Annotated in this window: 11 protein-coding genes; 4 read left to right on the top strand and 7 right to left on the bottom strand. The window is 41.5% G+C overall.

Going from position 1 to position 12,709, the window contains the following annotated elements; translation table 11 throughout:
- The first annotated feature begins 6 nt into the window (after nucleotides 1-6).
- Together JWQ34_RS09220 and JWQ34_RS09215 are read left to right on the top strand one after the other, a co-directional pair.
- On the top strand, nucleotides 7-1,062 hold the full coding sequence (locus JWQ34_RS09220) for a glycoside hydrolase family 43 protein (RefSeq protein ID WP_299356744.1): 1,056 nt from the start codon (nucleotides 7-9) through the stop codon (nucleotides 1,060-1,062).
- An 11-nt stretch (nucleotides 1,063-1,073) separates the two neighbouring features.
- The gene (locus JWQ34_RS09215) at nucleotides 1,074-2,579 is read left to right on the top strand and encodes a hypothetical protein (RefSeq protein ID WP_299356742.1); all 1,506 of its coding nucleotides are present in this window, start codon (nucleotides 1,074-1,076) and stop codon (nucleotides 2,577-2,579) included.
- A 6-nt stretch (nucleotides 2,580-2,585) separates the two neighbouring features.
- On the opposite strand, the gene JWQ34_RS09210 is transcribed toward JWQ34_RS09215, so the two are convergent.
- The gene (locus JWQ34_RS09210; protein ID WP_299356740.1) at nucleotides 2,586-4,181 is read right to left on the bottom strand and encodes an NAD(P)/FAD-dependent oxidoreductase; all 1,596 of its coding nucleotides are present in this window, start codon (nucleotides 4,179-4,181) and stop codon (nucleotides 2,586-2,588) included.
- 371 nt (nucleotides 4,182-4,552) lie between these two features.
- Nucleotides 4,553-5,524: a GlxA family transcriptional regulator gene (locus JWQ34_RS09205; RefSeq protein ID WP_299356738.1), complete on the bottom strand. Its 972-nt coding sequence runs from the start codon at nucleotides 5,522-5,524 to the stop codon at nucleotides 4,553-4,555.
- 123 nt (nucleotides 5,525-5,647) lie between these two features.
- Here JWQ34_RS09205 and JWQ34_RS09200 point away from each other — a divergent pair, with 123 nt between their 5' ends.
- Nucleotides 5,648-6,211 carry a dihydrofolate reductase family protein gene (locus JWQ34_RS09200; RefSeq protein WP_299356736.1) on the top strand — a complete coding sequence of 188 codons (564 nt, stop codon included), beginning with the start codon at nucleotides 5,648-5,650 and terminating at the stop codon, nucleotides 6,209-6,211.
- 57 nt (nucleotides 6,212-6,268) lie between these two features.
- Here the strand turns inward: JWQ34_RS09200 and JWQ34_RS09195 are convergent, their stop codons facing one another.
- The 5 genes from JWQ34_RS09195 to JWQ34_RS09175 form a co-directional block, all read right to left on the bottom strand.
- Nucleotides 6,269-7,822: a putative Ig domain-containing protein gene (locus JWQ34_RS09195; protein ID WP_299356734.1), complete on the bottom strand. Its 1,554-nt coding sequence runs from the start codon at nucleotides 7,820-7,822 to the stop codon at nucleotides 6,269-6,271.
- A gap of 55 nt (nucleotides 7,823-7,877) precedes the next feature.
- Entirely contained in the window at nucleotides 7,878-9,260 is a 1,383-nt protein-coding gene (locus JWQ34_RS09190) for an alpha-L-fucosidase (protein WP_299356732.1), read from the bottom strand.
- Between the two features lie 159 nt (nucleotides 9,261-9,419).
- A complete protein-coding gene (locus JWQ34_RS09185; RefSeq protein ID WP_299356730.1) occupies nucleotides 9,420-10,508 on the bottom strand; it encodes a hypothetical protein in 1,089 nt (362 codons plus the stop codon).
- 195 nt (nucleotides 10,509-10,703) lie between these two features.
- Nucleotides 10,704-11,063 (bottom strand): hypothetical protein, encoded by a 360-nt coding sequence (locus tag JWQ34_RS09180; protein ID WP_299356728.1) that lies wholly within the window; start codon nucleotides 11,061-11,063, stop codon nucleotides 10,704-10,706.
- Between the two features lie 10 nt (nucleotides 11,064-11,073).
- Nucleotides 11,074-11,280 (bottom strand): hypothetical protein, encoded by a 207-nt coding sequence (locus tag JWQ34_RS09175; protein WP_299356726.1) that lies wholly within the window; start codon nucleotides 11,278-11,280, stop codon nucleotides 11,074-11,076.
- A 273-nt stretch (nucleotides 11,281-11,553) separates the two neighbouring features.
- Between JWQ34_RS09175 and JWQ34_RS09170 the strand changes: the two genes are divergently transcribed.
- Nucleotides 11,554-12,709: FAD-dependent oxidoreductase (locus JWQ34_RS09170; protein ID WP_299356724.1), on the top strand; the 1,156-nt coding region annotated here is incomplete at its 3' end.

The raw sequence follows: 12,709 nt of genomic DNA, 5'->3' as shown, positions 1-12,709 counted from the left end.
AAAAACATGAAAAATATTTTATCAAAACTTGCTGTATTGATATTGCTGATTGCTTCTTTACAATCAGTCAATGCACAAACTAAAGAAACCTTAGGCACCGGCAAAGCCTGGATGCTAACTTACTTTAGGCAGCGTTACCCTACCCGTATCGAGATCAATGCTAAAGGCGAAACCGTTGAGGTGCCCCTGCCCAACCCGATGCTGGTAGCGCAATTGCATATCGCTCTATCAACCGATGGCCGCCATTGGACACCTATAAATGATAACAAACCTATCTGGGATCAGCGCATGCGCGATCAATTTATTCACCGTGGCCCTGATGGCTTATGGCGATTAGTAGCCACCGGCGGTGGCGGAAGAGGAGAGGGCAGACAATTTGGACCTGCCTGTTTGTACGCTACCTCGCCAGATTTGATCCATTGGAAATTTGAACAATCCTTACATTTAATGAAAGATGTAAAGGACGAGTCGGACGCGTTTGTGCGCAATATATGGGCGCCCGAGTATTTTTATGACGAAGCCACCAAAGAATATACGCTGCTATGGTCGTCAAGCTTTGAGGACGCGGGCTGGAAACATAGCCGGCTTTGGTACTGCAAAACAACCGACTGGAAAACCTTTACCCCCGCCAAAGTTTTGCTGGCACCCGGCTACTCCTGCATTGATGGTACTTTAATTAAACAGGGCGATACGTATTACCTTTTCCATAAAGAAGAAGAATTTAGCCCCGCTACAGGCGAGCGCCGTGGTATTCGCCTGGCGACATCAAAAAATTTGGAGGGGCCTTATACCGTCTTTGATGGCCCGTTAAACAAAGGCCAGATAGCCCCGACAATAACCGAAGGCCCAAGCGTAATGAAGGACCCTATTAAACCCGGATGGCTGCTCTATTATGATTTCCCAATGGCTGACCAATACGGGATCTCATCCTCGCCCGACCTATTCCACTGGACCATAGAAAAAGACATTACCCTACCGTCAGACGCACGGCATGGTAGCGTTTCGCAATTAACTGCGGCAGAGGCAAAGGCATTGATGGATGCGTATCCGAATACTAAATAAGAGAGGACCGAATGATAAAATTACAAAAAACCCGTTTGAGGTATGTTTTGCCTATAATGCTCTTGTATGGCATCCTATCGCTTGCAGGTATCCTTCATCACGAAATATTTTTAGAAGAAGCCCAACAGCTCACCATTGGCCGCGACAGCAATTCTGTTATTGATGTTTTTAATAACATGCTGTATGAAGGGCACGTTACGCTTTGGAACACATTCTTGTTTCTTATTACACATTACATCTCTTCGCGGCCCATTTATATGCAGCTATTCCATTTGTTGGTTATTAACAGCGCTGTATTTATTTTTTTAAGATATGCGCCGTTTAATCTGCCGGTAAAAACCCTTATTGTTTTTGGCTGCTATTTCCTGTTTGTATATAGCATTGTTAGCCGCAATTATGCATTAGGTATTCTCCTGCTTTTTATTTGTTGTGTATTAATGGCTAACCCGGAGAAAAATATGGTGAGCATAGGTATCCTTCTGCTTTTAATGTGCTTTACCCACCTGTTTTATGTATTTGCATCCATCGGTATTTTTGTATACCTGTTTTTGTATACCGTTGGCAAAAAGAAATTATATGGGCGGTTTGCCTTGTTTACTTGCCTCTTTCTTATTGGTTTGGTCTGCGCTTTTTTTCAAACCCGCCGCATACCCGGCGATAGTATTGTTCAGGTAGCAGACGGTCTATCATGGTTTAATGTACATGACCTATCTTTTGCTATTAGCTGTTTCGCCAGGGGGTATATAACTGTCCCCCCATTACATCAGCAATATTTTTGGGATAAGCAGTCTATACAATATCTGCCTCAAACGGTCACCGTAATTTCGGCTTTATTACTTTTTGCAATTACTATCCTGTTCCTTTATAAAAGTAAGAAAGCGCTATTGTTCTATTTACCACCCGTTGCGTTGCTAACCGCGTTTTTCGCTATGTCAAGAATGGGGGGCAGCAGGTATTTCGGAATGTTCGTTATTTTTTTTATCGCCGCTCTATGGCTTGCTTATTATGATGGCGTGGTTCTTTTTCCAAAAAGCAATATAAGCCCCATAAAAAAATGGGCTCCTCGGGCATTTATCTATATTATCCTTATTAACCAGTTTTTTACCGGAGTCTACATGTATTGCTTAGATTTTAAGCAGCCTTTTTCGCAGGCCAAAAACACCATCAATTATTTAAAATCAAACCACTTAACTGCACAACCACTGGCATTTGACGGATATAATGCAGGCCCGCCACTCAGCGCGTATTTAGAGCGGAAAATATTTTACCTGGACATAAACCAATATGGCAGCTTTTGTATTTGGAAACATGCGTATCTGCCCTATCCACGCAGATCTTTAATGGACGAGATCTCTTCATCCCATTATATAAATAGCCTTAAAGAATTTATTTTGATCACTAATCGTAAATACGGGATATTTGACAACGCGGCTTATTCTTTTAACAAACTGGCAAGCTTTGAAGGGGCTGTAATAGAAGGCGAAGATTATTATATATACAGGGTTGTTAAAAAATAGCTGTAGTTATCCGTTCTTTTTAGTCTCATGAAAATCCGCTTCGGTATTTATTTCCCAGATATTCTTTTTTGATTTTTCGCCTTTAATTATATTATCTACCGCTGCCATGGCTGTAAGCATAGAATGGTCCTGGTTATTGTATTTATGCATCCCGTTGCGGCCAATCAAAAACAGGTTTTCCAGCTGATTTGTGAAATCGCTCACTACATCAAATTGCTCATAGGCTCCAAAATAATCAGGGTAGGTTTTGAGCATCCGGATTATGGTTCTATCAATTACTTCATCGCGGTCAATAATATTGATTTGGTGAAGCTCATTGATGGCAAACTGCATAAAATCAGCGTCACTCATCTGCCAGAGTTCATCGCCTTCATTACAGAAATATTCAAGGCCCAGCCAAACCTTTTCCATATCGGCAACCATATAAGGCGACCAGTTATTAAATATTTGCAGTCGCCCTATCTTTACATCTTTTTCCTGGATATAGATCCAATTGTCGGGCACCAGGTTGCCTAAAGACGGACCCTTTGTTTCATTTTTTATTTTAAGTTTGTTAAGCAGCAGCCCAACCGTTATAAAATCGCGGTATTGTAAGTTCAGTGCAACTTCTTTTACCTCTTGGGGCACCTTATTCCCCATAGCTGTAATAAGTTCTTTAACGGGCATGGTCGAAAAAAAGTAATCCCCCTTTATCGTGTTTTTTAGCTTGGTCGTATTATCAAAATAACTCATTTCGCAAATCCGGTCTCCTGCAATATCAAGCTCCATAACTTCACTGTTCTTTATAATTATGGCGCCTTTCTCTTCAACAAGGCGGGCAACGGTTTCCCACATTTGTCCGGGGCCTAATTTTGGATACATAAATTGTTCGATCAGGCTGGTATCGGTGTTTTTTTGTTCAATTGTTTTATCTTTTCTGAAAATTGATCTTATAGCATGGAGAATCGCTTTTGAAACAGACAATTCTTTAACCCGCTGTGTTCCCCAATCTGCCCCGATCTCTTTACATGATCTGCCCCAAACTTTTTTAGTATAATCTTTAAAAAAGGTTTTATAAAGCTCGGTACCGAATCGGCTTATAAAAAAATCCTCAAGCGATCTGATGTTTTTTACCCGAAATAATTGAGCCCATAGATAAGTAAATGCAATTTTACTGATCCTGATAAAACCAAGATTAGATATGGTTTTTCTATTTAGGGTGATGGGATAATCAAAGAATTTTCCCAGAAAAAATATACGGGACAACCTATTTCTGATAAGCATCACCTGGTCTTCTTTTTCAGGATCGGGCCCGTTTGCAGGGATAATTACAGAACTCTTTTTGTTTTGATAATAAATATCTTTAAGTATATCGTCTTTTGATTCGGACCCCTGCAAAGGCAAAATATTTTGCCACCATTTCATTACCACATCTGATTTTGAGAAAAAGCGATGTCCACCAATATCTATCCGATTGCCATTATGAACAACCGTTTTAGAAAGGCCGCCGATATCATTACTTTTTTCGATTATTATTGGTTTAATATCTGTTTTGGTAATCAGCTCGTAAGCCGCGGTTAACCCGGCCGGACCAGCACCAATAATTATCGCGATTTTACTCATGCCGTTTTTTGCCCTGCCTAATGTTTAGATATTAGTAAAACTTGTTTTAGATAATACGTTGCTTTATAGTAAAAGGTAACCTTGTAAGGCTAATAAAAGTTATAGCGCAAATATTGATTAGATTATATATATTGAATATACAATTTGTGATACTCTAAAAATAGTTATTTATCGATAAAGCTTTTATTGGTTGGTAACACCAACGATGGCATAAATTAACGGAGGCGGAGGCTTTGTTGGAGGCTTATCCTAATTGTAAATAAAAGGGGCCACTGTACTATACCGGGAACACCTGAATACACAGTAGTACATTTGAATACTGTTAAGTAAAGCAGAGTTTTTTGACCTCTCTAAATAACTGCCTGGTGGTATCAAACATGGCTAAACTTAACCCGATACTCTAAAGGCGTTAGGCCCGCTATTTTTTTAAATATCATACGGAATGCCTTCACATCGGTATAGCCAACAGCGTACATTACCTCATTTACATTTTTTCGACCTGATTCCAGCCCCCTTTTGGCGGCTTCTACCTTAACACGTTGGATATAGTCTACAGGCGATATTTTGGTTGCCCTTTTAAACCGCCGCGAAAAATTGATCCGGTTCATGGCGCATTGGTCAGCTAGGAAGTCTACCGTCACTTTGGCCTCGATATGGGTTTCTATATATTCCTGCACAGACCTTATTTCCGAATCCGCATGTTCTTTTAGTCCTTCAAACACAATAAACGGCGATTGCGAGTTTCGCTCGATATCTATCTGCAATACCTTGGCGCAATACAAAGCAGCTTCACGTCCGCTATATTTCTCAACCAGGTATAATATTAGGTTAAGGCTTGATGTAGCACCACCTGCGGTATACAATCCTTTATGATCGGTAATGATCTTGTTGGTGACTAAATTCAGTTCCGGAAACCGGGCCCGAAAATGGGCTTCCGCTTTCCAATGGGTAGTGCAGGGCTGCCCTTTTAATAAACCGGTTGCTGCCAGTAAAAAAGACCCCGTGCATAGGCTGGCTACTTCGGCACCATTTTTATATTGCGCAGTAACCCAGCCCAGCGCTTCCCCGCTATTGTTTATGGCAAAATCATCCCGGGCATCAAAACTTGGCAAAATAATGAGGTCTGTTTTTTTAACGTCTGTAACTTCCTGCAGACCTTGTATAGACAAAAAGGTATTTAATAACCCCTGCCTAAGGTTGATGCCCGCAAGCTGGATATTATAAAAAGGTGGCTGCCCTTTATCCAAATAAAATTCGTTTGCTTTCTCAAAAATCTCGATAGCTCCAAATAAGCAACTGGGTTTAAGCACACCATCTGCTAATAAAAATGTCACTTGTTTCATAATGCAAGGTACACAACCTCCGTTGCACAAACAACCCCCTAAGTTGCTAAATGTACACCCTCTGCAGGTTACATACAACAAGTACATTTGTTTAAACACACACATCATTAAAATAAAAACCCTATGGGAAAAGTAATTAGTTTAATCAACACCACGCCGGACGGCTTTGTAGACAGCCAATATGTTAACGCCGATGATGAATTTCATGAATTTGTACACGGCTTATTAGCCCAAACGCAAACAGTAGCTTTTGGCCGTAACAGTTTTGAACTATTCCAGCAAATATGGCCGGCAGTGCTTGAAAAAGAAGGTGCGCCCGAATCACAGGTGCTGATGGCAAAAGCGCTTACCGATTTACCGAAGGCCGCTTACTCATCAACACTCAAAACAACCACCTGGAAAAACTCATCGATTGTTAAAACTATCGATCAGGAGCTGATTAACTCCTATAAACAGGTGAACAGAAAAGGCTTGCTTACCATTGGCAGCCCCGGCCTGGTTGCCGCGTTAACCGAATTAAAGCTTGTGGACGATTATTATTTCTGCATACAATCTACCATTGCCGGCAGTGGTAACGCGCGCTTGTTTGACAAGATAAAACTTGATACGCGCCAACCGTTAAAGTTAGTGGATAGCAAACAGCTACAATCGGGCGTGGTGATTATTCATTACGAACGTGTAAAGTAGGCATTGTAGTTAGGTAAAGTTAGTGGTACAGAAATATCACCGCACCACCAATTTTACCTATTTAGCCTTCCTCAAACTCACCATCACCACCCCATGCTGGTTAACATCAGCCTTAAACTCTCCATCAAAGGTGCCCAGGTCTTTTTGTCGCCATAAGTCGCGTACGATGTATTTGCCGGTTAACTTTAGATCAGCCCAGTTTAATGTAACTTGTTGCTTGCCGTTATCGCCCAGATTAAACAGGCCGGCGGCTATGGTGCCGTCTTCCATTGTTTTGGCCATTACTCCGTTGTCGCCCTGTTTAGATATAACGGTTGCCTGTTTGCCAGCGGCATCCTGGTTTACTGCTAAAACCTCATCGTTGGTTAATAAACTCAATGTAAAGTCATCCAGTTTGGTCATATCGCAGCCTAATAACAACGGTACAGACATTAAGCACCAAGCGCTAACGTGAGTGTATTGCTCATCGGGTGTTAGGTTGGTAGGGTGTAGGTCCTTGCCCCAGCCTAAGTAGCCTACTATCATCATGTCGGGGTCGTTCCAATGACCAGGCTTTTCATAGGGCGCCCATTTATCCTGGGTAAAGATCCTGCTTTTTAAACTTGGCCAACTATCCCTAATATCGCCCCCTGTCCGCCACGCATTAGATACGGTAGACAGGTCGCCAATACTGGCAAAAGGCGTACTGTTTGATAAACTGTAAATAATATCCCGTCCACTATTGCGCAAAGCATCAAACATCTTTTTGGTTTCGAGCATTTCAATTGGGTTCCAGTCATACTTTAGGTAATCTATGTTCCACGCGGCCCATTGCTTTACATCATTATCAATAAACTGGTAGGTGCCAATGGCATAAGGCATTAGCTTTTTATTGCGAGCTACTACTACCGGAGTCTTTACAAAAGTTCCTTCCGGGTTATTTGCAGATCCGCCCACATGGTGCGCATACGACTCGACCCACGGAGTAGAATAGATCCCCATTTTTAAGCCCATGCCATGAATTTCATCGCTTGCCTGCTGCATATCCGGAAAGGTTACCGGGTTGGATTGTATGGCGTGGAAAGGCCCGCCACGTTCGCCCTGCCAAACATCATCAATGTTCATATAGCTCCACCCATGATCAATTAAGCCCGAGCTTACCATTGCTTTCGCATTGGCCAGCAATAAGCCTTGGGTTATAGCCCCGGCATATACATTCCAACTGTTCCAGCCCATAGGCGGCGTTAGGGCAATTTCCTCGCCTACAACCAGTTTAAAATTACGCTTATCGCTTCCTGCTGAGTTTTTGGCGATCAATACCAAATTATAAGTGCCAGCTTTATTTACAGAGCCTGATAACCTGCCGGTTGCCGCGTCTAATTTAACGCCGGCAGGTAAGCCGGTTGCCGAAAATTTTAACGGGCGGGTCCCGGTTACAGACACAGTAAAAACAATAGGGTGTTCCGGCCTTACGCCAAATATTTTAGGACCGTTAATATGTGGTGCGGGCCCGGCTTTCGGTGTTAAAATATAGGCCGAATTATCCGGCGGAGCCGTTACAATAGTTTGCGCTTCTACTGTCAGCGCGCTTAGTAAAATACCCACGCTTAATTTTAATATTCTGAAGGCCATACGCTTAATTTAATTAATCTATAGATCCTGATTTATTTCCCCTGTGCTGCCGACACTAATTGGTCACATTACCTTTTACTTCAATTTTTATAACCGAAGCGATAGGGTCGGGCGCGTTTGTCGGGACACTGATCTCTAATCCGTCATTACCTTGTTGCGATTTTAGAGTGGTTCCATTAGCCAATAGTTTTGCTGATAGTGCTGTGTTCTTTAAACCCGGCACAACCAACTTACCATTAGTCGGCCAGTTAAATACCGACAAGTAAAGGGTTGTTTTATCGCCTTCAACTTTTTTAGTACAACGGCCCCATGCCAATGTTGCTAACGGGCTGGCAGTAGTGGCATAAATAGCTTCACCGTTTACTTTCATCCAGATGCCAACTGCCTTCAGGTCATCAATACTTCCCTGCGGGAACTGCCCCAACGCATCGGGCCCAACATTTAATAAATAATTCCCCCCTTTTGACGCGATATCAACCAGGTTATGGATCAGGGTTTCGGGAGTTTTCCACTTCGTGTCGTAGCTTTTAAATCCCCAGGTACCATTCATGGTCATACAGGTTTCCCAATCCTTACCATCCAATTCGCTCAGGCTTGGTATTTTTTGCTCCGGTGTTTTAGTATCACCCGGATAGTTAGGTCGTTTTAAACGATCATTGGTAATAATATTGGGTTGCAGTGCCAATACCGCGTTTAATTTTTCGGCATACTCATCGGTCATCCCGGTTGGGGTGTCCCACCATAGTACGGCCACATCGCCATAGTTAGTTAATAATTCTTTAACCTGAGGCACAGCAACGCGGTCAATATATTCGCCCATTGTGGCTGTTGTTTGGTATGGGTCCCAATGCCCTTTATTGTCTTTGGTATAAGCATCTATTTTTGCCGAATCTGGATTAGGCCAGCCACCACTTGCTACCTTGCGAGAAACCGCGCCGCCCGGATTGTTCCAGTCCTGCGCCTGCGAATAATAAAACCCTAGCTTAATGCCATATTTTTTGCAGGCTGCGGCTAATGGTTTTAATACATCTTGGCCGTAAGGGGTAGCATCGGCAATGTTCCATTTACTGGCGTTTGATTTAAACATGGCAAAGCCATCATGGTGCTTGGCCGTTATCACAATGTATTTCATCCCTGCATCCTTTGCCATACGTACCCATGCATCGGCATCATATTTTACCGGGTTAAAGGTTTTGGCTGCGGCTTGGTATTCGGCTACCGGTATTTTTGCGTGGTTCATTATCCACTCGCCACCGTGAGCAACCGGCACACCATGGTACAAACCGGCCCATTGCGCATAATCGCCCCAGTGTATAAACATACCGAAACGCGCTTCGCGCCACCATTTCATCCGCTCATCGCGGCTTAATTTTTTTTGTGCGGATACTGTTGTAGCAAATAAAGCAAAAACAGCAAATAGGGTTAATATTCGTTTCATCGCCATAATAGTTAAGGGTTGCCTTTTAAGGCTAATAATTGGTAATGCAATATAGCACCTTTTAAATATCTTTTTATTATCGCCTGTATGCCAATGATTAAGCCATTTGAGCAAGCCCATGGAGAGCTAAGCCTTATTGATAACTATGCTGACTTTAAATCAATGTATCGATCCCACCATTTGCTGCGGTGTTTTGGTGGTGATGCCAAAGTAAAATTGCTCACCCGGATAATAATTTTCACGCAGTTCAAAATTTTCAAATGCGGGGCCGCCGGGTATGTTAATGTAATCGGTGGCGTTTTTGCTGGCACCACTCCAATATTTGGCCCGGCCGTTTACACGTATAGAAAGCGATCGATCATACTTAGTGCTTTCTTTGCGCCAGTACTGGGTAAATTTGACATTGGGTCTGTAACGCCAGTTCGATCGGTCCAGGTAAGCTTTCGGCCAGGAGGTTAGGCTGGCAAAGTTTTCATCGGGCTCGGCAATCGCTATTAAATCGCCGTTATCATCCAGTAACATTTGTTGTACCGGATAACTTTGCTTTTCAATAAAATCAAGTCCATCAAAGCCTTTATACAGTTCTTTTGAGTTTACAACCTTATCCTTTAAATATAAATTTCTTAATCGTGAGTAATTGCCCATAGTAGCTGTAATGGCGCAACGCTGCATCTGTGCGCTTCCTGTATGATTAAAAATTTCTATACCCAATTCTTCTGGACGGTCGCTACGTATAGATAGTTTTAAGTAAGGGTGCGCACCGTTTATAAAGCGTTCCATAAATATATAAACTGATAACTTTTCTACTTCGGGATGTTTGCTATCGGGATGCGATATATTGCCACGGCTTTTGGCTGCAGGGAAATAATCGGTTTGGGTTTCGTTGTCGCCGGCCCACATCAATTTGCCCCACCGGTTATCTAGCTGTGATGGGGATATTTCGCTAAACTCTATTTTACCATCTACCACAGGCTCTACAGCCAGGTAATTGATATGATATATAGTCCCTTTGTTTTCATAGCCCACTCTTATCAGCCCTCGCGGGCCACCGGTATTTTCTTCGTTTGTGCCTTCAATCGGCGAAGGCCAAATACTAAACACAATGCCATTTTTTATGCCCCACACCGGCGCGCTCTTATTATGCGCCGGCCTTATCCATAATTTGTTCGTGGTTTGAGCCTGAAGTTTATTGGTATGAAATAGTATTGTTAGCAATGCAACAACAAGTACGCAGGTTTTTTTTACCATATAATAGTAGGGTCTTTTCGCGGGTGTCATCCCCGCACTGCTAAATTAAGAAACTTGTAACAAAAAAATCCCAACCCCTAGACGAACGGCCATTTAAGTTCTGGGTGTTAAGTCTTGAGTTAGGAGTCAAAAGTCTGTTTTTGACTTAAACCATTATAGCGAAACCCACTATCTTAAATAACCCATATTAATCTTTCAATTAATGTGGGTCTTTAATAGTGGATTAGGATAATTATCGCTTTGATCTTCCGCAACGTTATCCAAACATTTAAAATCCTTTTCTATTAAAAGGAATAATTCATTATACAAGCCTTCAAAACCCACCCTATCAGTCAGTTCCCATTCTGTAGCCATTGTGTCAGGCATTAACAAGGTTATTTTATTATTTTCAAATACAGCCAATAAATTAGCCAGATTATTTCGTTGCAAGGCATAAATCAATGTTTGATTGCCAAAATCAACTGTCTCTTCAATATATCCATTTGCTGAGAAAACCTCAACATCTTTCTTAGTTAACCTGTATCGTAAGGAATTTCCCTTTATGCGTATCTTCATTATTGTTTTATTAATTAACCAAGTTAGTTACAGCGCCTATAATAATAATTGCAGGATAAGTTAATTGTTTGCTTTCGGCCATAGCAAACAAATCTTTAACTATCCCCCGTACTGATTTTTGATGGGGCAAAGAAGCGTGTTGTATAATCGCAGCAGATGTTGATCCATGCCCGGCACCTAAAACATATAATTCCGGAGATAAGGGTATATTTTTCATGCTTTTTAGTGATTTGTTAAAAAAGCCAGTTTTTTTGGCGTTTAATCCTATATAATTTTAATTAATTATCTATTTAATAGAAATTTTTTAATATAAATGTGATTTAAACAATATAATTTATCATAAATAACACAAAAACAATAAAATTATATGACCAAAATAACAATATTTCTTTGAATTACAGTTTATTTTATTTAAAATTGTTAAGTAAATGCAATTTAGGTCGCACTTTAATTGTATTTGCTCAAAAAGCTTTAACAAATTAAAATCGATATGGTAAAACCTACCCTAATTATAGTTGGCAATGGTATGGTTGGTTATAAGTTTTGTGAAAAACTGGTAGCTAAATCGTCCGCATTCAACATCATCATATTTGGTGAAGAACCGCGCCCTGCTTATGATCGCGTTCATTTGAGCGAATATTTTAACGGGAAATCAGCAGATGATCTCTCACTCTCCACTACTTCCTGGTACGCAGATCATGATATTTTATTGTACCTCGGCGACCCTATACAGGAAATAAACCGGGCTACTCAAACCGTGCATTCTTTTTTTGGTATTACTATAAAATATGATTACCTGGTTTTGGCTACCGGCTCGTCAGCATTTGTTCCTGATATTCCCGGAGTTGAAAAAGAAGGTGTATTTGTTTATCGTACAATTGAAGACCTTGAACTGATTAAAACTTATGCTGCAAACGCCAAAATCGGCGCAGTAATGGGTGGCGGCTTGTTGGGTTTAGAAGCCGCCAAAGCATTAATAGACCTGGGTATTGATGAAACACATGTAATTGAATTTGCCCCGCGCTTAATGCCTAGGCAAATTGATTCCGCGGGCAGTGCCATGCTGCAATCAAAATTGAAAGAATTGGGGTTAAGCGTTCATTTGAATAAAAGCACCGCTTATATTGGGGGCGGCCATAAAGCGGAGGCGTTGCATTTTAATGATGAGACCGTACTTGCAATTGATATGCTGGTCATATCAGCTGGGATAAGGCCCCGTGATGAATTGGCTAAACTGTCAGGCTTACGGGTTGGTACACGCGGGGGTATTATGGTCAATGAAAAAATGCAGACCAGCGATGAAGCTATTTTTGCCATAGGCGAGTGTGCTTTATATGAAGGAATGATATATGGGCTTGTAGCTCCCGGTTTTGAAATGTCAGATATTGTGGTATCTCAATTAACCGGTGGTGGTAAGTTGTTTTATAGTTACGACATGAGCACCAAACTCAAATTGATTGGTGTGGATGTAGCCAGTTTTGGCGATGCCTTTATTACTGAACCAGATTGCCGTACAATCGTTTTTGAAGACACGCATAAGGGAATATATAAGCGCATTAATATAAGCACTGATGGTAAATATTTATTAGGCGGAATTTTAATTGGCGATGCTGATGCTTATAATATTTTACTCCAAACGGTTAATA

This window comes from Mucilaginibacter sp., assembly GCF_028288185.1.
Taxonomy (GTDB): Bacteria; Bacteroidota; Bacteroidia; order Sphingobacteriales; family Sphingobacteriaceae; genus Mucilaginibacter.
This window is presented reverse-complemented; position numbering and strand designations above follow the sequence as displayed.

Excerpts from the sequence above, each read along its gene's own strand:
- JWQ34_RS09220 (WP_299356744.1), top strand. The coding sequence starts at position 7 with ATGAAAAATATTTTATCAAAACTTGCTGTATTGATATTGCTGATTGCT.
- JWQ34_RS09215 (WP_299356742.1), top strand. The coding sequence starts at position 1,074 with ATGATAAAATTACAAAAAACCCGTTTGAGGTATGTTTTGCCTATAATG.
- JWQ34_RS09190 (WP_299356732.1), bottom strand. The coding sequence starts at position 9,260 with ATGAAACGAATATTAACCCTATTTGCTGTTTTTGCTTTATTTGCTACA.
- JWQ34_RS09210 (WP_299356740.1), bottom strand. The coding sequence starts at position 4,181 with ATGAGTAAAATCGCGATAATTATTGGTGCTGGTCCGGCCGGGTTAACC.
- JWQ34_RS09200 (WP_299356736.1), top strand. The coding sequence starts at position 5,648 with ATGGGAAAAGTAATTAGTTTAATCAACACCACGCCGGACGGCTTTGTA.
- JWQ34_RS09195 (WP_299356734.1), bottom strand. The coding sequence starts at position 7,822 with ATGGCCTTCAGAATATTAAAATTAAGCGTGGGTATTTTACTAAGCGCG.
- JWQ34_RS09205 (WP_299356738.1), bottom strand. The coding sequence starts at position 5,524 with ATGAAACAAGTGACATTTTTATTAGCAGATGGTGTGCTTAAACCCAGT.
- JWQ34_RS09175 (WP_299356726.1), bottom strand. The coding sequence starts at position 11,280 with ATGAAAAATATACCCTTATCTCCGGAATTATATGTTTTAGGTGCCGGG.
- JWQ34_RS09180 (WP_299356728.1), bottom strand. The coding sequence starts at position 11,063 with ATGAAGATACGCATAAAGGGAAATTCCTTACGATACAGGTTAACTAAG.
- JWQ34_RS09185 (WP_299356730.1), bottom strand. The coding sequence starts at position 10,508 with ATGGTAAAAAAAACCTGCGTACTTGTTGTTGCATTGCTAACAATACTA.